Source organism: Nocardia sp. FDAARGOS_372, from assembly GCF_002554515.1.
GTDB classification, from domain to species: Bacteria; Actinomycetota; Actinomycetes; order Mycobacteriales; family Mycobacteriaceae; genus Nocardia; species Nocardia farcinica.
In genome coordinates, this window is record NZ_PDDW01000001.1 from 4,398,617 (window position 1) to 4,418,596 (window position 19,980).

The 19,980-nt window shown below is 69.2% G+C and carries 22 protein-coding genes; 5 read left to right on the forward strand and 17 right to left on the reverse strand.

The annotated features are described in order from the left end of the window. Window positions 1–26 precede the first annotated feature (26 nt). Window positions 27–1,061 (reverse strand): class II fructose-bisphosphate aldolase, encoded by a 1,035-nt coding sequence (gene fbaA, locus CRM89_RS20765; protein ID WP_098085702.1) that lies wholly within the window; start codon window positions 1,059–1,061, stop codon window positions 27–29. A 176-nt stretch (window positions 1,062–1,237) separates the two neighbouring features. Here fbaA and CRM89_RS20770 point away from each other — a divergent pair, with 176 nt between their 5' ends. Together CRM89_RS20770 and CRM89_RS20775 are read left to right on the forward strand one after the other, a co-directional pair. Continuing rightward, window positions 1,238–1,963 (forward strand): VTT domain-containing protein, encoded by a 726-nt coding sequence (locus tag CRM89_RS20770; protein ID WP_011211918.1) that lies wholly within the window; start codon window positions 1,238–1,240, stop codon window positions 1,961–1,963. A gap of 5 nt (window positions 1,964–1,968) precedes the next feature. Then, window positions 1,969–2,667, forward strand: a complete 699-nt coding sequence (locus tag CRM89_RS20775; RefSeq protein WP_011211919.1) for a DedA family protein — start codon at window positions 1,969–1,971, stop codon at window positions 2,665–2,667. 16 nt (window positions 2,668–2,683) lie between these two features. On the opposite strand, the gene CRM89_RS20780 is transcribed toward CRM89_RS20775, so the two are convergent. The 16 genes from CRM89_RS20780 to clpB form a co-directional block, all read right to left on the reverse strand. Beyond that, the gene (locus CRM89_RS20780) at window positions 2,684–3,772 is read right to left on the reverse strand and encodes a glycoside hydrolase family 76 protein (RefSeq protein WP_098087070.1); all 1,089 of its coding nucleotides are present in this window, start codon (window positions 3,770–3,772) and stop codon (window positions 2,684–2,686) included. Window positions 3,773–3,922: 150 nt separating this feature from the next. Next, a complete protein-coding gene (locus CRM89_RS20785) occupies window positions 3,923–4,606 on the reverse strand; it encodes a TrmH family RNA methyltransferase (protein ID WP_086841370.1) in 684 nt (227 codons plus the stop codon). A gap of 89 nt (window positions 4,607–4,695) precedes the next feature. Beyond that, window positions 4,696–5,025 (reverse strand): hypothetical protein, encoded by a 330-nt coding sequence (locus CRM89_RS20790; RefSeq protein WP_011211922.1) that lies wholly within the window; start codon window positions 5,023–5,025, stop codon window positions 4,696–4,698. Between the two features lie 57 nt (window positions 5,026–5,082). Further along, window positions 5,083–5,856: an ESX secretion-associated protein EspG gene (locus tag CRM89_RS20795; protein ID WP_098085705.1), complete on the reverse strand. Its 774-nt coding sequence runs from the start codon at window positions 5,854–5,856 to the stop codon at window positions 5,083–5,085. Beyond that, complete coding sequence (locus CRM89_RS31080; protein WP_172964551.1) at window positions 5,853–7,181, reverse strand: hypothetical protein; 1,329 nt, start codon at window positions 7,179–7,181, stop codon at window positions 5,853–5,855. The genes CRM89_RS20795 and CRM89_RS31080 overlap by 4 nt, the downstream gene beginning before the upstream one ends. Before the next feature lie 11 nt (window positions 7,182–7,192). Next, window positions 7,193–7,585 (reverse strand): hypothetical protein, encoded by a 393-nt coding sequence (locus CRM89_RS30510; RefSeq protein WP_127516275.1) that lies wholly within the window; start codon window positions 7,583–7,585, stop codon window positions 7,193–7,195. Window positions 7,586–7,605: 20 nt separating this feature from the next. After that, window positions 7,606–8,130 carry a DUF3558 domain-containing protein gene (locus CRM89_RS20810; protein WP_076574286.1) on the reverse strand — a complete coding sequence of 175 codons (525 nt, stop codon included), beginning with the start codon at window positions 8,128–8,130 and terminating at the stop codon, window positions 7,606–7,608. A gap of 462 nt (window positions 8,131–8,592) precedes the next feature. Then, entirely contained in the window at window positions 8,593–8,985 is a 393-nt protein-coding gene (locus CRM89_RS20815) for a hypothetical protein (protein WP_098085708.1), read from the reverse strand. A gap of 14 nt (window positions 8,986–8,999) precedes the next feature. Continuing rightward, a complete protein-coding gene (locus CRM89_RS20820; RefSeq protein WP_098085710.1) occupies window positions 9,000–9,524 on the reverse strand; it encodes a DUF3558 domain-containing protein in 525 nt (174 codons plus the stop codon). 78 nt (window positions 9,525–9,602) lie between these two features. After that, entirely contained in the window at window positions 9,603–10,325 is a 723-nt protein-coding gene (locus tag CRM89_RS20825) for a lysoplasmalogenase (protein WP_011211930.1), read from the reverse strand. Then, a complete protein-coding gene (locus tag CRM89_RS20830; RefSeq protein ID WP_011211931.1) occupies window positions 10,318–11,382 on the reverse strand; it encodes a beta-ketoacyl-ACP synthase 3 in 1,065 nt (354 codons plus the stop codon). Before CRM89_RS20830 ends, CRM89_RS20825 begins: the two co-directional genes overlap by 8 nt. A gap of 52 nt (window positions 11,383–11,434) precedes the next feature. After that, window positions 11,435–12,007 (reverse strand): orotate phosphoribosyltransferase, encoded by a 573-nt coding sequence (gene pyrE, locus CRM89_RS20835; RefSeq protein ID WP_011211932.1) that lies wholly within the window; start codon window positions 12,005–12,007, stop codon window positions 11,435–11,437. Between the two features lie 7 nt (window positions 12,008–12,014). After that, complete coding sequence (locus tag CRM89_RS20840; protein ID WP_060594062.1) at window positions 12,015–12,827, reverse strand: SDR family oxidoreductase; 813 nt, start codon at window positions 12,825–12,827, stop codon at window positions 12,015–12,017. A gap of 33 nt (window positions 12,828–12,860) precedes the next feature. Continuing rightward, window positions 12,861–13,922 carry a hypothetical protein gene (locus tag CRM89_RS20845; protein ID WP_371392012.1) on the reverse strand — a complete coding sequence of 354 codons (1,062 nt, stop codon included), beginning with the start codon at window positions 13,920–13,922 and terminating at the stop codon, window positions 12,861–12,863. A 23-nt stretch (window positions 13,923–13,945) separates the two neighbouring features. Further along, window positions 13,946–14,740 (reverse strand): DUF5666 domain-containing protein, encoded by a 795-nt coding sequence (locus CRM89_RS20850; protein ID WP_098085716.1) that lies wholly within the window; start codon window positions 14,738–14,740, stop codon window positions 13,946–13,948. 116 nt (window positions 14,741–14,856) lie between these two features. Then, a complete protein-coding gene (gene clpB / locus CRM89_RS20855) occupies window positions 14,857–17,418 on the reverse strand; it encodes an ATP-dependent chaperone ClpB (RefSeq protein WP_098085719.1) in 2,562 nt (853 codons plus the stop codon). Window positions 17,419–17,629: 211 nt separating this feature from the next. On the opposite strand from clpB, the gene CRM89_RS32040 reads away from it, so the two are divergent. From CRM89_RS32040 to CRM89_RS20865, 3 genes are all read left to right on the forward strand, one after another. Next, a complete protein-coding gene (locus CRM89_RS32040; RefSeq protein ID WP_256385948.1) occupies window positions 17,630–17,764 on the forward strand; it encodes a hypothetical protein in 135 nt (44 codons plus the stop codon). Between the two features lie 234 nt (window positions 17,765–17,998). Continuing rightward, complete coding sequence (locus CRM89_RS20860; RefSeq protein ID WP_011211937.1) at window positions 17,999–19,156, forward strand: FAD-binding oxidoreductase; 1,158 nt, start codon at window positions 17,999–18,001, stop codon at window positions 19,154–19,156. A 43-nt stretch (window positions 19,157–19,199) separates the two neighbouring features. Then, on the forward strand, window positions 19,200–19,976 hold the full coding sequence (locus CRM89_RS20865) for an FAD-binding oxidoreductase (protein ID WP_011211938.1): 777 nt from the start codon (window positions 19,200–19,202) through the stop codon (window positions 19,974–19,976). The last annotated feature ends 4 nt before the right edge of the window (window positions 19,977–19,980 follow it).

A 19,980-nucleotide genomic window follows, 5' to 3' on the forward strand; every position in this document is an offset into this window, starting at 1 on the left:
GAGCTCGGGCCCTCGAACGTTGTGGGTCAGGCGCTGATCGACCGTCCCGCGGACTTCAGATCATTGCACGCCTCCACGACGCGCTCCGACATCGACGCCTCGGCCTTCTTGAGGTAGCTGCGCGGGTCGTAGGTCTTCTTGTTGCCGACCTCGCCGTCGATCTTGAGCACACCGTCGTAGTTGGTGAACATGTGCCCGGCGACGGGACGGGTGAAGGCGTACTGGGTGTCGGTGTCGACGTTCATCTTCACCACGCCGTAGCGCAGCGCGTCGTCGATCTCGGTCTTCAGCGAGCCCGAACCGCCGTGGAAGACGAAGTCGAACGGCTGCGCGTCGGCGCCGAGGCCGAGCTTGGCCGCGGCCACCCGCTGGCCCTCGGCGAGCACCTCGGGGCGGAGCTTGACGTTGCCCGGCTTGTACACGCCGTGCACGTTGCCGAAGGTGGCGGCGAGCAGGTACTTGCCGTTCTCGCCGGTGCCCAGCGCGTCGACGGTCTTCTCGAAGTCCTCGGGGGAGGTGTAGAGCTTCTCGTTGATCTCGGCCTCGACACCGTCCTCTTCACCGCCGACGACGCCGATCTCGACCTCGAGGATGATGTTGGCCGCCGAGGTGGCCTTCAGCAGCTCCTTGGCGATCTCGAGGTTCTCGTCGATCGGGATGGCCGAGCCGTCCCACATGTGCGACTGGAACAGCGGGTTCTTGCCCGCGTTCACCCGCTCCTGCGAGATGGCGATCAGCGGCCGGACGAAGCCGTCCAGCTTGTCCTTCGGGCAGTGGTCGGTGTGCAGGGCGATGGTCACGTCGTACTTCGCCGCCACCACGTGCGCGAACTCGGCCAGCGCGACCGCGCCGGTGACCATGTCCTTCACGCCGAGCCCGGAACCGAACTCCGCGCCGCCGGTCGAGAACTGGATGATGCCGTCGCTGCCGGCATCGGCGAAGCCCTTGATGGCCGCGTTGATGGTCTCCGACGAGGTGCAGTTGATCGCCGGGAACGCGAAGGAGTTCTGCTTGGCGCGAGCCAGCATCTCGGCGTAGACCTCGGGGGTTGCGATGGGCACTGACAGACCTCCATGTACGACGCTCGCCGCCCGCAGGCGCGAAGGGTGCTGATCCTGCTGATCAGCCTAAGGGAGACGCCGACCCACCCGACAGGGGACCCGACGACGGCCGCCCGCCCCGCCGAGATCCTCGCCACAATTAGGCACGGTCCCGCCACGCCGGTACCCTGGGCGGCGTGATTGCGCAGGCCGGCTCGGAAACCCTGACGACGAATCTCGCCCTCTTGCCGGGCTTCCTGGATCCGGTGAATCTGCTCAACTCCTTCGGTAGCTGGGTGCTCGCGGGATTGTTGCTCGTCGTCTTCATCGAGTCCGGACTGCTGTTCCCGCTGCTGCCCGGCGACTCGCTGCTGTTCACCGCGGGCCTGATCGCGGCGTCGAAGTCGGCCGAGATCCCGCCGTTCGCGCCGATCGGCGTGCTGCTGGTGCTCATCCCCATCGCCGCGTTCGCCGGTGACCAGGTCGGATACATGATCGGCAAGGGCGGCGGCACGGCGCTGTTCAAGTCCGACGACGCCCGGATCTTCAAGAAGAAGTACATCGACGAGTCGCACGCCTTCTTCGAGAAGCACGGCCCGATCACCATCATCCTGGCCCGCTTCGTGCCGATCGTGCGCACCTACGCGCCCGTGGTCGCGGGTGCCTCGGCGATGAGCTACCGCGTCTTCGTCACCTACAACGCCATCGGCGCGGTGCTGTGGGGCACCGGTGTGACGGTGCTCGGCTACCTGCTGGGCCAGATCGCGTTCATCCGCGACAACATCGACCTGATCTTCCTGCTGATCGTGTTCGTCTCGGTGCTGCCGATCCTCGTCGAGATCGTCAAGCGGATGCGCGCCGCGCGCTCCGCGAACGCCGCCGCCGACACCGAGACGGTGAAGTCCACGCCCGGTCAGAGCTGAGCCACATGGTCGCCGCGTCGGGCGGATTGAACTTTCTCGAATCCGCTGGTCCCACCCTGGTCTGGGTGGTGGTCATCAGCTTCGTGTTCCTGGAATGCGCGGTGATCGTCGGCCTGTTCCTGCCCGGCGATTCCATGCTGCTGACCGCCGGTGTGGTGCTGGCCGGTCACCACGCCGGGGAGAAGCAGATCTGGGCGCTGGCGCTGGGCGCGATGGTGGCGGCCATCGCGGGCAACCAGGTGGGGTACGTGATCGGGCATCGCACCGGTACCGGGTTCGTCGCCAGACGCAACGGCAGATACGTCAATGCCGAGAACCTGCGCCGGGTGACCCTGATGCTGGACAAACACGGGTTCTGGGCGGTGCTGCTGGCCCGCTGGATCCCGTGGGTGCGCACCCTGTGCCCGCTGGTCGCGGGCGCGGCACGGATGGATCACCGCCGCTACACCATCGCCAGCACGCTCGGCGCGATCGCGTGGGCGCCGGTGCTGCTGTTGATCGGCTTCTACGCGGGCAACCACCTGAAGCGGGTGCCGTGGCTGATGCACGGCGTCACGGCCGCGCTGGTGCTCGGCCTGATCGTGGGCACCATCGTGGGGATCAGGCACTACCGCCAGGAGATGAACGCCCGCGTCGACGAGTTCGACATGGACGCGCCGACCGTGGTGCTGCCCCGCTGGGAGCCCGACGCCGAGCGCCGCTGACGCGCCCGCTCGCCGCTCACAGCCCGGCCGCGCTCACCTGGTACGCCGCCTCCATCAACATCCAGCCCGACAGTTGCACCGAGAGATCGCGCTCGGGCACCTTCGAGGCTGTCACGGAACCGCCCGCGGTGAAGTACCCGGCGCCGGCCGTGCTGCCCGGCAACCGCGCGGGTTTGCTCCAGTCGGCCCCGAACAGCGGCTCGCCCTCGACCTCGAGCCGGTTCGACCACGCCGCCTGTGCCGAAGCACGCACGATCGCGGCGGCGTCGCGGCGGTCGGCCGCCTGGGTGCGTCCGTCGCCGGGCAGCATCAGCGCGACCACCGCCAGATAGCGGGCCAGGATCCCGTTGAACAGGCCGCCGTCGCCGCCACCGCCGCCGTTGATCACGCCGTGCGTGGTCATGTGCTCCTCGACCGCGCCGAGCAGCCGGTGCACCCGGTCGAGATGTCGCGGCTCGTCGGTGTGGACGGCGAGCTCGGCTTCCAGGCCGAGCACCACACCCTGGCAATAGGTGAAGGTGGGCCGCTCGATCTCGCCGGACGGCAGGTGAATGCCGTCGAGGATCAACCCGCTGCCGGGGTCGCGCAGGGTGGCGTCGATCCAATCGGCCATCTCCTGTGCGCGCGCGTGCCTACCGAGGCGGCTCAGCGCGATCGCGGCAGGCCCGTTGGCGGGAGCGTTGAAGTAGTCCGACCGCACCCGCCACGGGATGCCGCCGCCGACGTCCGGCTGCCACGCCGTGTAGAGCTTCTTCTCCAACGCGGTCAGCGCGCCGCGGGCGGCGGACACCCCGTGCGTGCGTTCGGCGCGCTCCAGCGCGATCGCCAACCACGCCATGTCGTCGTAGTAGTTGTTGGTCCACCCGGTGATGTTGCGGATTCGATGCGAACGCACCAGCTCGGCGAGCCGTTTGCGGCGAGTCGGCGTCGGCGCGCGATTGGCGGCGTCGACGGCGCAATCGATCAGATGCGCCTGCCACCAGTAGTGCCAGGACGCGAACATCCGCTCGCGCCGGGTCGCGGGCCAGCCGACCACCCCCAATTCCGTTCCCGGGACGGCCCAGAGCGCGCGCAGGTGCCGGGAGACGATCGCGGATTCGGCCATGTCGGCCCGCTCGGACCACAGCGCGGGCGTCGGCGCAGCATCCTGCCCGGTCTTCGGGCTCCGCGAGGTCATAGGACAATGGTGCCAGTTCTGTCCCGATTCATGCCGCTGAATTGTTACCCAACGGCGTCCGAATTGTGCATGCTCGCCTCACCAGCTCTGGCTGAGGTCGGCGTGGGTGCGGATCCAGGCGTGCATGGCGATGCCTGCCGCCACCCCGGCGTTGATACTGCGCGTCGAGCCGAACTGTGCGATCGAGACGGTCATGGCCGCGGCCTGCTTCGCGGGCTCGGTCACGCCGGGGCCCTCCTGCCCGAACAGCAGCAGGCACTCCCGCGGCAACTCCACGGTTTCCAGTGGCACCGCACCCGGCACGTTGTCCACCGCGACGACCGTCAGGCCCGTCCGGTCGGCGAAGTCGCGCAGTTCCGCCACGTCGGCGTGATGCCGGATGTGCTGATAGCGGTCGGTGACCATGGCGCCGCGGCGGTTCCATCGCCGCCTGCCGACGATGTGCACCGCGGCCGCGGCGAACGCGTTGGCAGTGCGCACCACCGTGCCGATGTTGGCGTCGTGGGCGAAGTTCTCGATCGCGACGTGAAAGGGATGCCTGCGCCGGTCGATGTCGGCGACGATCGCCTCACGCGTCCAATACCGGTAGGCGTCCACCACGTTGCGGCGGTCGCCGTGCGCGAGCAGCTCCGGGTCCAGGCGGGGATCGTCGGGCGGCGGGGTGCCGAACTCCGCCGGCCACGGGCCGACCCCGTGCGGGTGTTCGCCCCACTCGGTCGGCCCGGCCTGCGACTCCTCGGCGATCTGCGACTGCTGCTCCACGCCGCCGATGCTAGATCCGCGCACCGCGCACGAGGTCGCGGGGCTGCGCTCGGCCCGGGCCCGGTGGGGCGGCCCGGGACAGGAAGGGCTCAGTAGGACGAGGACGACGAGGCGATACCGCCGATGATCGCGATCACGATCACCACGACCAGCGCCAGCAGATACAGCGCCAGGATGATGGTGCCGATGATTCCGCAGATGTAGCCCGCTTTGACGTTGCCCTGTCCGCCGATGGTGCCGCCGGAGGACTCGATCTCGTTCAACGCCCGGCGTCCCATGATCCAGGCGAACGGCGCGCAGAGCTGGCACAACACCAGGCCGAGGATGCCGAGCACCAGGATCGTCGTCGCCTGCGGGTGGTCCGGCGGCGGCGGACCGTAGGACGCGTACGGGTTCCCGTACTGCGGAGGTTGAGTCATGGCGATGATGCTATCCGGGCCCGGCCTGGTCAGCGGGGGTATCGGCGGAGGTGTCGGTCACCGCGCGGCGTAGCGGCCGTCGCGGACCGCCCGCACCGTTTGTTCGATGCGCTGGGCGAGAGTATGCACGAGGGCCTGTTCGGGGGCGGGTTTGGCGACGACCACGTCCTCGCCGAAACTGATGTAGCGCCCGTCCTCGAAATCGTTGATCTGGAAGTCCTTTCGCCCTTCGGTGTGCCGGTTGTCGACACTGCCGTGCGGGTAGACCGCCACGTGCGCCAGGCACGTGGTCGGCCGGGCGAAGAACTCGTCGAACACCTCGCGCGGGCCGCGCCGCCACGGATCGGTGTGCACGCCCGCCCGTGGCGCCAGATCGCGGACGTCCACGCGCAGCGAATCGCCTTTCCCGGGTGGGCATTTCGGCAGCGTCCCGATGACGGCGGCAGGCACCTGCTCGGCGGGCAGGAACGTCAACCGCACGTCGCCGCCGTGCTCGTGGTCGATGCCCGGCTCCTGCACCGCGATGGCCCCGTGCTGGTAATGCACGCCCGCGTGCGCGCGGATGCGCTGGTCCCGGCCACGGCCGCGGAACCCGGCGACCTCGACCCTGGCTTCCGGCCGCAGCAGCACATCCACCGCGCGCATCAGGTTGTCGTCGAGCCGGTCGCGGACCGAACGCGCGGCCGCCTGCCAGGCCAGCCGGAAATCGTTCGGCTCACCGGTGTCGACCCAGCGGTGCCGCAACGGATAGGGCAGCACGTCGCGGCCGGTCGACTCCCACAGCACCCGGAACTCGAGCGCGGTGAACTGCCAGCGGGCGACCGCGCTCATTCCCCGATCACCGGCGGGACCGCCTTCGGCCGCGTCGCGGTGCCGATCAGTTCCTCCCCGTTCTCCTGGTTGATCAGGTAGTCGGGGACGCCCTTGGTGTGCTCCTCGTCGCTCTGCGCACCGCGACCGGCCATACCGGGCATGCCCATCATCCCCGCCCGCCCGTTGGCGGCGGCACGACCGGCCGCCGAACTCATCGCGGCCTGGGCGGCGGCGGGCGCGCCCGGCACACTCGAACCCGCACCCGGCACCGCGCCCGGCGAACCCGGGTAGCCCGAACCGGGCGAGCCGGAACCCGGCGAACCAAGGCCGGGGGAACCGGGTGTCGTCGGGGAGCCGGGGCTGCCCGGCAGGGTCGGGGTGGCCGAAGCCGGTGTCGTGCCCGCGGGATTGGTCGAGTCGCCCGCGCCCGCCGGATCGGTCGACTGCTGCGTCTGGTCGCCGGGCGTCTGGCTCGACGGCCGGCCCGTGTCCTGCTGATCCGGGGCGGCCTGGTCCTCGCCCGGCCCGGGATCGCCCGGCTGCTGCGACGCGGGCCCGGTGCTGCCCGACGGTGTCGACGTGCCGTTCCACCCCGGCGTGCCCGGATTCGTCGAAGAGCCAGGATCGGAACCGCCCGGCTCGGAGGTCGGGTTGTAGGGTTTGGGGATCACCGGCACGTTGTCGGTCTCGCGCAACACCGGGGCGTAGACGGTCCGCAGCACCCGGCGCGCCTCGGCCAGCGCCGTCTCGTACGCCTCCTCGTTGTCACGCCAGCCACGCCCCGCGATCCAACGGCGAGTGTTCTCCCAATTCGTATTGTGTTCGGGTACCTGCGGAACCAGTTCCTTGGTCGGAGCGAGCCCGGTGGCCAGTTCCTCGGTCTTCTTCGCCATCAACCGGGCGGCCTGGGACGCCTTGGTCGCCGACTCCAGGAACTGGGCCACCCCCTGAGCAACGGCACGCGCGGACTCGCCGCGCCACACACTCTCGTCGGTCGCGCGCTGCATCCGTGTACTGAACTGCGCCTGCGCGGTTTCGGCCCGCTTGCCGATCTCGTCCCACGCCGCGCGCAGGTCATCCACCGCGGTGAGATCGATCTTGTCGACCTTGGCGCGCAACACCTCGAGCGGCTCCTCGAAGAACTCCTGGCTGCGGATACCGGACCGGAAATCCCCGACGAAACCGATCTGCCCGGCCTCGTTCCGCACCGCCTCCCGCTGATTGTTGTAGCGGCCCTGCACATCACCCGGCCGGGTACCCGGCTCGAGTTCCTCACCGGCAATCCAATTCGTGAGATTGCGGAGCGTGGCCGCACCGAAAGTGTAGTTCTCGAAGAAACTCATGCCGGGCAAGCTCATCGCGGCGCCCCCAGATCCGCCGCCGTGGAGGTGATCTGGTTCGAATTCACCGCGTCCTGCTCGGTCAGGCGGTCGATGGAGAGCTGCATGATCTCGCGCATATCCTTGACGACGGCGATCGTGTCGAGGATGACCTGATCGATGGAGTCGGGTTCGCCGGTGGCCTGTTTGTGGAACAGGTCCGCCAGTTCGTCGGCGATATTGAAGCCGCCGAAGCCGGAGACACGTTGGGCGCGTTGCGCGGCCACCAGAAGATCTGCATATGCCTGAGCGAACTCGTCGCAGGCATCAAGACACGCTTGTGCTGCGGCCGCATCATCGAGAAACAGTTCACCGGCCCTCGCCTGGTCTCTGAACTGCTGCCATTGCGATATCGTGTGCTCACTCATCGGCTACCCCCTCGGATGATCTACTGCGGAAAAAGCGGCACCAGTTGGGCTGCCGAACGCTGCGCGATCTGACAGGGATCCTCAGGACTATCGGCGACAGGGTTGTTGCTGATCATCACCGAGATGGACCCCTGGGCGGCAGCAAAAGCGATATCGCAGGTGAGCTTCTTCGATGCCCCCTCGACTCGATACCGGACTCCCGCTCGCCCACCGACCGATACCTCGGTGAAATCGACGTTGCCCGGCTTCTCGCGAATTTCCTGAACCGTTCTGCCCGTGGAGAAGACGGTCAAGTAGTGCGTTGCACCCTTCCATCCGCAGATCTCCCACCCGGACTGATGCTGGCCCGCTACGCCGATCTCCTCGGTTGCCGGATCGACACCCAGTTGCCGCAACAGATCATCAGGGATCTGCGTGCAGGGATTCCAGATGGCAGCTTGCGGGCTGCTGGTCGACGTGGTGGCCGTCCCGCTGGTCGTCCCCCCGCACGCCCCCAGAACCGGCACGACCGCTGCCGCGGCAACGATCACCAGTACACGCCGCATCCGCTCCCCCTCCATGATCCGGGCCGATCAGATCTCGTCCGAGCCTAACCAACCCGCTCGACAGCCCACAACAGTGGCGCACCCTCCGTGCGCAGGCCTCAGCCCAGCTGCTTCCGCTGCCACACCACGCCTTTTCATGTCACATCATCTCATCGGCGCCGTCAGGCCGGAAACAACGGTACGGGTACAGCGGCTGACCGGGTGGCTGTCTCGCACGGATCTGCCGGCATGTCCTGAACTGCGCTGTAGGCGTTCCGGTTCGGCCGCCGATCGTGAATTCGGAGAAGTCGGTGTACCCGACTTGCTGCGGATCTCCTCCACCGTCCGGCTCGTGCAGAAGACCGTCAGGCAGTGGATCGAACTCCCCGCAGCCCCCGGCTCCCACCGAAGCCAGCGGGATCAGCAATGCGGAGGAGGCCAACCGCACCCGGTACTACCACCACCCTCGCATGAAAGGGTCGTTCACGACGTAGACCCTAAATCCACTGCGGCCGAAGAGACCTGACCTGCGTTCAAGCTGTCCTGCTCGGTCAGGCGGTCGATGGAGAGCTGCATGATCTCGCGCATGTCCTTGACGACGGCGATCGTGTCGAGGATGACCTGATCGATGGAGTCGGGTTCGCCGGTAGCTTGTTTGTGGAACAGGTCCGCCAGTTCGTCGGCGATCTTGAAGTCGCCGAAGCCGGAGACACGTTGGGCGTTGGCTGCGACCTGTCGGAGGCCGTCGTAGGCGAGCAAGAATTCATCGCAGGCAGCCAGACACTCCCGCGCTACTTGCTCGCTGTCGAGAAACAGCTCGCCGGCCCGAGCACTCGCGGCGAACCCTTCCCATTGGTTGCGACTGTGCTCACTCATGATCCCCCGATCGTTCACGCAGGCAGAACCGGAACCAGGATCTCTGCGGCCTTGTTCACGAGGCGGCACGGATCCTGGGGATTGTCGACAAGGGCGCTGTTTCCGATCCGTATCGAAACCATGCCCTGCGATGCCGGGAAAACAATGTCACAGTCGAGATCCCGCGACGCGCCAGCCACGCGGTATTCCACCCCTTGCCGCCCGCCGATCTGGACATCTCGAAAGTCGGTGTTCCCTGGCTTCTCGCGGATCTCCTGCACGGACCGGGTCGAAGAGTACACCGCCATCGAGTACGTAGGCCCGCGCCAAGTGCAGATTTCCCAACCGGACTGGTGAACTCCGGCGACACCGCTCTCGACTACAGCTGGGTCTACCCCAGCCTGCCGCAACAGATCATCCGGAATCTCCGTGCACGGGTTCCACAGCGCAACCTCCACCGCGCTGGTCGACGTCGTGGCCGTCCCGCTGGTCGTCCCCCCACACGCCCCCAGAACCGGCACCACCGCTGCCGCGGCAACGACCACCAGTACACGCCGCATCCGCTCCCCCTCCGTGATCCGGGCCGATCAGGTCTCTCCGAGCCTAACCAACCCGTTCGGCGGGGGACAACGGTGGGTTCAGGGGCGGGTGTGGGCTCGGGGGTCGGCGAGGAGGTATTGGGCGGCGGCGTAGGTGGTGAGGATGACGGCTTCGGTGGTGCGGCGGGATCGGGTGCTGCGGGCGAAGATTCGGCGCAGGACGATGAGGCCGTCGGAGAGGGTGAACAGCAGGGAGCCGAGGGCGAGGCGGCTGCGGGGGTCGGAGTCGGGGAGGTTGAGGCCGCCGACGGTCAGGGCCGCGGGGGCGAGTTCGGGGTCCGACGCCAGGACGCCCGCGGTGCCGAGGGTGGCGCCGTAGGCGGTGAGGGGGAGGGCGACGGTGGGGGCCTTCGCACGCAGGAGGGCGGCGGCGCCGAGCCAGGCGGCCAGCCGTTGCACGGTGACGGGGCGGGTGGGGCGGGCGCCGCGCCGCCACCACAGGGTGGCGTAACCGGTCTGCATGACGGCGAAGGCGGCGGCGCCCGCGACCAGGCGGCGGTCGTCGTCGGGGTCGATGAGCAGGACGTCGCCGACGGTGGCGGCGCCGAGGGCGGCGAGCAGCACGGTGCGCTCGCCCGGCTCGATGTCGGCGCCGCCGGTGGCCACGTCGGCGGCCAGCAGCGGCATCATCAGCGGTTTGGCCAGCCACTGGAGCGTGTCGCGGCCGGTGGCGGCGCCGTAGACGGTCACCGCGGCGGCCGCGAGGAAGCCCGCGCGCAACGGGCGCACCCGCCGATCGGATCGCACCCGCCGATCAGACACTGAAGCTGGCCTCTTTCGGGGCGGGCGGCAGGGTGACGACCTGGCCCGCGTAGCTCAGCCCGGCGCCGAAGCCGAGCAGCAGCGCGAGCTGACCGCCCTTGGCCTTGCCGGTGACCAGCATCTCCTCCATGGCCAGCGGGATGGAGGCGGCGGAGGTGTTGCCGGTGTTCTCGATGTCGTTGGCCATCGGGATGTCGTCGGCGAGCCCGAGGTTCTTCTTCATCAACTCGTTGATCCGGGCGTTGGCCTGGTGCGGGACGAAGACCTCGATGTCCTCCTTGGAGACACCGGAGACCTCGAGGGCGCTGGCCAGCGCGCGCGGCAGGGTGACGGCCGCCCACCGGAACACCCGCGGGCCCTCCATGCGCAGCGACATCCGGCCCACCGGCTCCACGGCCGGGTCGGTGCCCTGCAGCGCCTGCGCCTTGTTCATGAACTCGAGGAAGTCGACGTCCTGGGCGATGGCTTCGGCGTTCTCGCCGTCGCTGCCCCACACCGTCGGGGAGATGCCGTTCTCCTCGCTGGGGCCGACCACGACCGCGCCCGCACCGTCGCCGAAGATCATGGCGGTGCCGCGGTCGGTCGGGTCGAGGCCGACGGTCATCGTCTCGGCGCCGATCACCAGCACGTATTCGGCCGAGCCCGCGCGGATCAGATCGGCGGCCACCCCGAGGCCGTAGCCGAAGCCGCCGCAGCCGGAGGTGAGGTCGAAGGCGGCGATGCCGTTCATCCCCAGGTCGGAGGCCACGGTCGGGGCGCCGTGCGGGGTGAGCTTGAGCCAGCTCGAGGTGCACAGGATCAGCGCGCCGATCTTGGACCGGTCGATGCCGGTGTTGTTCAGCGCGCGCTCACCCGCGGCGGCGGCGATGGAGCGCAGCGTCTCGTCGCCGCTGATCCAGCGCCGGTTACGGATGCCGGTGCGCTCGTAGATCCACTGGTCGGTCGAGTCGAGGACCTCGCACACCTCGTCATTGCTGACGATGCGCTGCGGTCGGTAAGCCCCGATACCGAGCATCGCAACATTCTCGCGACCCTTATTCACTGCAATGCTCACCACAGGTGACTCACACGTCCTTCAAACCACACCGACACACTTGCCGACGTCCAGGCTAACCCAGCGCCAGATCCTTCAGTCCGAGGATCGACCGATACTCCAGCCCCTCGGCCGCGATCACCTGGTCGGCGCCGGTTTCCCGGTCCACCACCGTGGCCACGCCCACCACGGTCGCCCCGGCCTCGCGCAGCGCGCGCACGGCGGTGAGCGGGGAATTGCCGGTGGTGGTGGTGTCTTCGACGACCAGCACCCGCTTGCCGGTGACGTCGGGGCCTTCGATCTGCCGCTGCATGCCGTGGGTCTTGGCGGCCTTGCGCACCACGAACGCGTCGATCGGACGGCCCGGTGCGTGCAGCACGGCCAGCGCGACCGGGTCGGCGCCCATGGTGAGCCCGCCGACGGCGTCGAAATCCCAGTCGGCGACCAGCTCGCGCAGCAGTTTGCCGATCAACGGACCGGCCTCGTGGTGCAGGGTCGCCCGGCGCAGGTCGACGTAGTAGTCGGCCTCCTTGCCGGAGGAGAGCGTCACCTTGCCGTGCACGACGGCCAGCTCGCGCACCAGCGCGGCCAGCGCGTCGCGGTCGCCGCCGGTCAGCTCGGGCCGCGTGACCCTCGCCTGATCCATCATCTGTCGTCTATGTCCTTCCGCGTGAGTTGAACAGGCCCCGGTTCATTCGGACCTGCAGGGCCCGCGGGATGAGTCCGGCCGCGGTGGTGAGCACCTTGTACTGCACGCCGGGCACGCTGATCACGCGGTCGGCGTCCAGATCGCGCAGCGAGCCGCTGACGACCTGGTCGACCGAGAGCCACAACGGCTCGGGCAGCGAGGACATCTCGATGCCTGCCCGCCGATGGAACTCGGTGCGCACGAACCCCGGGCACAGCGCCTGGATCCGCACACCGGTTCCGGCGAGTCCGCCGGCCAACCCCTCGGTGAAGGATACGACGTAGGCCTTGGAGGCCGAATAGGTCGAGCCGCGGCCGGGGATCAGGCCCGCGACACTGGCGACGTTGACGATCGACCCCTTGGCGGCGGCGATCATGGCGGGTAGCGCGGCGTGGGTGAGTTGCAGCACGGCGGTGACGTTGACGTCGAGCTGGGCCTGGAGCTGCTCGTAGGGCAACGTCCAGAATTCGCCGGAGTGCGCGAATCCCGCGTTGTTGACGAGGAATTCGATGCCGTCGGCGGCACGCGCGGCGACCCGCTCACGGTCGTGCGCCACGGCCAGGTCGGCGGTGAGCACCTCCGAGCGGGTGGCGTATCGGCGTTCCAGCTCGGCGGCCAGGTCGTGCAGCCGATCGGCGTCACGGGCGACGAGCACCAGGTCGTAGCCGAGCGAGGCCAGTCGGGTGGCGTAGCCGTGGCCGATGCCGGAGGTGGGTCCGGTGATCAGGGCGACGGGCCGGGTGGCGCCGGGCAGGCGTGCGGGGGCGGGACTGTCGGTCATCGAGGCAATCCGATCAGCGGTGCGTCGGGGCGGTCACTGCGGGACAGGACCCTGGTAGGGGCGGAAGCCGGGGTGGAACGGGCCGCCCGGGCGCTCCCCGGAGCGCGGCGCGGCGGGCTCCGAGGGCTCGCGGGGTTCGCGGTCGTCGGGGCGGTCGGCGGCTTCGCGGTCCTCGGCGGGCTCGCGCCTGCGGGCGTCGGGGACGACGGCCAGCGAGGGACGGCGCGTGTCGGCGGGTTCGGCGCGGCGCTCCGGGCGGGGCGCGGCTTCGTCGGCGTCCGGTCCGCCGGCATCGAGCTCGTCGGGACCGAACTCGTCGGGATCGACTGCCCGGTCGTCGAACGTCCGGTCGGCCGGGCGGCGGTCGTCGAACCGGTCGTCGTCGGATTCCTCGTCGCGCCAATCGGTCTCGTCGTCGAACTCGGGTTCGCGGGAGCGGGCGGGCGGGCGGGGACGCCGACGGTCCTCGTCGTTCGGGCGCGGTTCGCTGACCGGCGGCAGCACGTGCAGCAGGCCGGACAGGCGCAACACCACGTCGATCGCGGTCTCCCAGTCGCGGGCCGACGTGCCGACGTTGAGCATGCCCAGGGTCCAGTTGCCCTCGCTCCAGAGCATCTGCACCGTGTCGGGCAGCGTCTCGATGAAGGCGACCATCCGCTGGTCCACCGCGTGCCGGGCGATCTCCGGGTTGGTCGCGAAGACCACCCGGTCGCCGATGGCGCCGAGCAGTTCCAGGTCGGCGTCCTTGGGCGGGGAGGCGGTCTTGAGCCGCATGTCGATGTCGATGTCGGAGCCGATCTGGCGGCGCACGGCCACCAGCGTCGCGGCGTCCTCGAGATCGAACAAAACGAACTTCTCGCCCTTGCGGATGCCGGTCACCACGTCGACCGCCGAGAGGTAGCCGAGCTTGGCCAGCGCGCCGCGCCGCCACGTCGAGGTGAGCGCGGGCTCCACCGACACGTAGGTGTATCCCTGGGCCTTGGCCCACACCTGTCGCGCGTGCCCGGAGCGCTGCCGCTGGACCCGATCGAAATAGAGCAGCACGATCGCACCCACCAGCGCGATCGCCGCCAATCCGAACCACATAGCCGTCATCGCGGTCTACCCTAATATCCCGGTCATCGTCCGCCGCCCGGCAACGCGGTACTGATGATGATCTTCGCCGTGATCGAGCCGTCCTGGCCCTTGTCGCCCTGCACCATCACCATGTCACCGACCGGCAGATCGCCGGGCGTCACCCCGGACAGCGAGATCACCTGGGTGCTCGCGTCGGTCCGCACCGTCACGGTGCCGCCCGCGACGGTGCTGAGGGTGAGGGTGCCGCCGTCGTTGGCGGTGATGGTGCCCATGGTCGCGCCGAGCCCGTCCATCTCGGGCAGGCCGGGCAGCCCGCTCGGCACGGGCAGACCGGGTAGTTCCCGGGTGGTGCTCGGCCCCGCCGTGGGGAACGGCAGGGTGTGCGTGGTGCTGGTGCCTGCGGCCGCGGTGTCCTCGTCGTCGCCGCCGAGCAGCATGCCCGCCGCGACGCCCACCACGGCGACCAACGCCACCACGCCCAGGCCGAGCGCGATCCACAGCCCGGTGTTGCGCTTGGGCGGTTCCTGCTGCGGCGGATACTGTCCGCCGGGCGGCTGCTGCCCCGGTGGTTGCTGCCCGGACGCGCCGACCCACTGGTTGCCGGTCCACTGGCCGGCCGGCTGCGCCCCGCTCTCGTAGGCGCCCCACTGCGTGTCCATCGGCGGGAACTCGCGGGTCGCGTTCGGCGGTGGCGGAGCCGACCACGGGTCGTAGTGCTCGGTCGGCGGATACTCCACGCCGCCGTGCTGGTACTGCTGACCGTACCCGGGCGGACCGAGGTGTTCGGTCGGCGCGTCCTCCGGCCGCTGCCCCCAGGGATCCTTCGGGTTGGTCATGCCTCCCAGACTAGGGGCGCGGGATGCGATTCGCCGCACCTTCGGCCCGGCTGTGTCCACCGTGCCGGGCACGCGGAACGTCCCCACCGGCGTGCGCCGATGGGGACGTTCGGTGATCAGGACGCCGGTTCGACGACCAGGTTGTCGCCGTCGGGGCTGACACCCACCTTGACGGTGTCGCCGTCGGTGACGGTGCCCGCCAGCAGTTCCTTGGCGAGGGTGTCGCCGATGGCCTGCTGGATCAGCCTGCGCAGCGGTCGCGCGCCGTAGACGGGGTCGTAGCCGCGCACCGCCAGCCAGAACCGCGCCGAGCCGGTGACATCGAGGGTGAGCCGCCGCTGCGCCAGGCGCTTCTGCAGCTGCTCGAGCTGGATGTCGACGATGTGCTCGAGCTGTTCCTCGTCGAGCGCGTGGAACATGACCACGTCGTCGAGCCGGTTGAGGAACTCCGGCTTGAAGGCGGCCCGCACCGCGTTCATGACGAACTCCTGGTCACCACCCGCGCCCAGGTTGGAGGTGAGGATGAGGATGGTGTTGCGGAAGTCGACCGTGCGGCCCTGGCCGTCGGTCAACCTGCCCTCGTCGAGCACCTGCAGCAGGATGTCGAAGACGTCCGGGTGCGCCTTCTCGATCTCGTCGAACAGCACCACCGTGTACGGCCTGCGCCGCACCGCCTCGGTGAGCTGGCCGCCCTGGTCGTAGCCGACGTAGCCGGGAGGCGCGCCGACCAGGCGAGCCACCGCGTGCTTCTCGCTGTACTCGCTCATATCGATACGCACCATCGCGCGCTCGTCGTCGAACAGGAAGTCGGCCAACGCCTTGGCCAGCTCGGTCTTGCCGACGCCGGTCGGTCCGACGAACATGAACGAGCCGGTCGGCCGGTTCGGGTCGGCGACTCCGGCCCGCGCCCGGCGCACCGCGTCCGACACCGCCTGCACGGCCTCCTTCTGTCCGACCACGCGACGGCCCAGCTCGTCCTCCATCCGCAGCAGCTTCTGGGTCTCACCCTCGAGCAGCCTGCCGACCGGGATGCCGGTCCACGAGGACACCACCTCGGCGATGTCGTCGGGGCCGACCTCCTCCTTGAGCATCACCTCGCCGTCGGCGGCCGCACCGGAGGCCTTCTCGGCCTCGGCCAGCTGCTTCTCCAGACTGGGGATGCGGCCGTAGCGCAGCTCGGCGGCCTTGCCCAGATCGCCGTCGCGCTCGGCCCGCTCGGACTCCCCGCGCAGCGCCTCGAGCTGTTCCTTGAGCGTGCGGACCTGGTCGATAGCGCTCTTCTCGTTCTGCCACCGGGTCATCAGCTGGTTCAGCTTCTCCCGGTCGTCGGCCAGTTCCTGGCGCAGCTTCTCCAGCCGCAACTTGGAGGCCTCGTCGGTCTCCTTGCTCAGCGCGACCTCTTCGATCTCCAGCCGCCGCACCGCGCGCTCGACCTCGTCGATCTCGACCGGGCGGGAGTCGATCTCCATGCGCAGCCGGGAAGCGGACTCGTCGACCAGGTCGATCGCCTTGTCCGGCAGGAAGCGCGAGGTGATGTAGCGGTCGGACAGCGCCGCCGCGGCCACCAGCGCCGAGTCGGTGATCCGCACGCCGTGGTGCACCTCGTAGCGCTCCTTGATGCCGCGCAGGATGCCGACGGTGTCCTCCACCGAGGGCTCACCGACCAGCACCTGCTGGAAGCGCCGCTCGAGCGCGGCGTCCTTCTCGATGTGCTGGCGGTACTCCTCCAGCGTGGTCGCGCCGACCAGCCGCAGCTCACCGCGCGCCAGCATCGGCTTGATCATGTTGCCCGCGTCCATCGCCGATTCGCCGGTCGCGCCCGCGCCGACGATGGTGTGCAGCTCGTCGATGAACGTGATGATCTGGCCCGCGCTGTTCTTGATGTCCTCGAGCACGGCCTTGAGCCGCTCCTCGAACTCGCCGCGGTACTTCGCACCCGCCACCATCGCGCCCAGATCCAGCGAGATCACCTTCTTGCCGCGCAGCGACTCCGGCACGTCACCGGCCACGATGCGCTGGGCGAGACCCTCCACGATCGCGGTCTTGCCGACGCCGGGCTCACCGATCAGCACCGGGTTGTTCTTGGTGCGCCGGCTCAGCACCTGCACGACGCGGCGGATCTCGGTGTCCCGGCCGATCACCGGATCGAGCTTGCCGGTGCGCGCGGCGTCGGTGAGATCGGTGGAGTACTTTTCCAGCGCCTGGTAGGTGGCCTCGGGGTCGGGCGTGGTGACGCGCGCGCTGCCGCGCACGGTCGTGAATGCCTCGCGCAGCGCGTCGGCGGTGGCGCCGTACTTCTTCAGCAGCATCGTGACGTCGGAATCGCCGTCGGCCAGCCCCACCAGGACGTGTTCGGTGGAGACGTACTCGTCACCGAGTTCGGTCGCCAGCCGCTGCGCGGCGGTGATGGCGGCCAGCGCCTCCCGGCCCAGCTGCGGCTGGGTGGTCGCGCCAGTGGCGCGGGGCAGCCGGTCGACGAGGTCCTGCGCCTCCCGCCGCACCGTCGCCGGGTCCACCCCGACGGCCTTGAGCAGCGGTGCGGCGATGCCGTCGGTCTGATCCAGCAACGCCACCAACAGGTGTGCGGGCCGGATCTCCGGGTTGCCCGCGGCCGAGGCGGCCTGCAAGGCCGCGGTCAGGGCCGCCTGGGTCTTGGTGGTGGGGTTGAACGAGTCCACGGGACACCTTCCTACTAGTCGCCTGTGCAGTAGGGCCGCGGCTCTACTGCTCCTACCGGATCCAACGTGGGATAGGTTGAGTCTGTTCCGCTCAAGTTTAGATTTTTCCCGCACCTCGACGCTACGCCGGGGTGGGGCCGGACGGCGGCCCGCGGAGCGAGGCAGAGCGGGGCGGGCGAACGGTTCGGCACGACCGCGAGCGCCCCTCCGGGTGATGCAGGAGGGTCTGACGCTGCCGACGGCCAGCGACCATCGCCGTGCCCTGCACAGCTACGTGACCAAGCGGGGACTGGCGGCGCAGTGGAGCCAGGACTGGTCGGAGCTCGCGTCGACGTACCGGGGCTGACCGCGACGTTCTCCTTCGACCGGTACGGGCGGGTGCAGCGGATCGACGGGAGCGTCGGCGCCGCGCCGTAGCCGTCCGCGCGGCCCCGTGGTATCGGCCACGTCCGGTTCTGATATCGGGTCACACGACCTCGGGTTTTTCGGGGATACTGGATCCGATGGACCGCACGGCCGGTCCCTGCGCACGACCCCAACGAATGCGCAGCTGTCGCGGGTAGAAAGGAAGCTCCTCGTCGTGGATGCGCGTTCGGCAGCGCTGGTCCGCGCCAATCTCCGTGAGGTGATCGACTCACCGCACGGACCCGAGCGGTTGATCAGTGCGTTCTATGGTCATCTGTTCGCCGAGAACCCCGGGCTTCGTGACCTCTTCCCACCGGCGATGGACATGCAGCCCAAGCGGCTGACCACGGCGATCCAGTTCGTACTCGATCACCTCGAGGACTGGGACCGGGCACAGAACTTTCTCGAACAATTGGCGCGCGATCACCGAAAATACGGCGTCGAGGCGGCGCATTACGATTTGGCGGGCCGGGCGCTGCTCGACGCCTTCCGTACCTACAACGGCCCGGCCTGGACGCGGGAACTCGAGGAGGGCTGGCGCGATGTCGGCATCCTCATCTCGGCGTCGATGGCGATCGGCGCCAATTCCGACACCTCGCAGCCGTATTGGGAAGCCACCGTCGTCGGGCACCGGCGGGTTCTCGACGACCTGGCGATCGTGCGCTTGCAGTCCGACACCCCGGTGCCCTACCAGGCCGGGCAATACGTACCGGTGGCGGTGCCACAGCGGCCGAAGATGTGGCGTTACTTCTCCCCCGCGATTCCCTCGAACCCGTACGGCGAGATCGAATTCCATGTGCGGAAGGTGCGCGGCGGCTGGGTGAGTCCGGCCATCGTCAACGAAACCCAGGTCGGGGACCGCTGGCTGATCGGCGGACCGTTGGGCGGGCTGCACGTGGATCGCAACAGCGGCAAGGACGTGCTGATGATCGGCGCGGGGACCGGTATCGCGCCGCTGCGCGCCCAGTTGATCGAGATGAGCCAGCGCGGGGTGAACCCGCGGGTGCATTTCTTCATCGGCGGCCGCTACCCGTGCGATCTCTACGACGTGGAAAACATGTGGCAGCTTTCGCAGAGCAATCCCTGGCTGACGATCGTGCCGGTGTGTGAGCAGAAGACCAATCCCTGGTGGTACCCGCATCCGGCGACCGACGCCCCCTACGGCATGCACCGCACGTTGATCGGCAATCTCGGCGCGGTGGTGGCCAGTTTCGGGGCGTGGGAGGACCGCCAGATCCAGATCGCCGGATCGGCGCCGATGATCGCCGACACCCGCCGCGCGCTGATCGCGGTCGGCACCCCCGAGCACATCATCACCAGCGACCCGATCTGATCGGTCATAATCGCCGGGCACACCGCGAGAACAAGGAGTTCGCATGACGGAGCCGGGCGCGCTCGACAACGGCGTCGCGCAGAGCGAATGGACCGCAACGGTCGTCGGGCACCATCGGCTGCGTCACGACGTCGCGGTGATCCGTCTCATCGGCGAGTTCGTGCCGTTCCGCGCCGGGCAGTCGGTCCAGGTGCGGGCACCGCAGCATCCGGAGGTCCGGCGCAGGCTGTCCCCGGCGCTGCCGCCCTCGCTGGACGGCAAGCTGGAGTTCCATGTGCGCACGGTGCCCGGCGGCTGGTTGAGTGGGTCGCTGGTCGCCGACACCAAGGTGGGCGACGAGTGGCGGATCGACGCGCCCGCGGGCACCTTCCACGTCGACCCGGACGGTGACGAGGTGGTCATGATCGCCGGTGGCACCGGGCTGGCGCCGATGCGCGCGCAGATTCTGGAGCTGGCCAGGGCGCCGGAGCCGCCGCGCACCTACCTGTTCGTCGGCGGGCACAGTCCGCGCGACCTGTATGCCTCGGACATGCTGGTGCTGCTGGCGGCGGAACTGCCGTGGCTGACGGTGATCCCGGTGGTGGACCGGCTCGACGATCCGAACTGGGCCGACGAGTGGTACGAGCACGCGCGCGTCGACATCGATTTCCCCGCCGACGACCTGCTCGAGGGCACCCTGGCCGACGTGGTCGGCTCGCACGGCGCCTTCGACCGGCACCAGGTGCTGGTCTGCGGCTCACCGGCCATGACGCGGGCGACGGTGGACCGGCTGATCGAGACCGGCACTCCCGCCGACCGCATCCAGTACGAAGGGGTTTGACGGC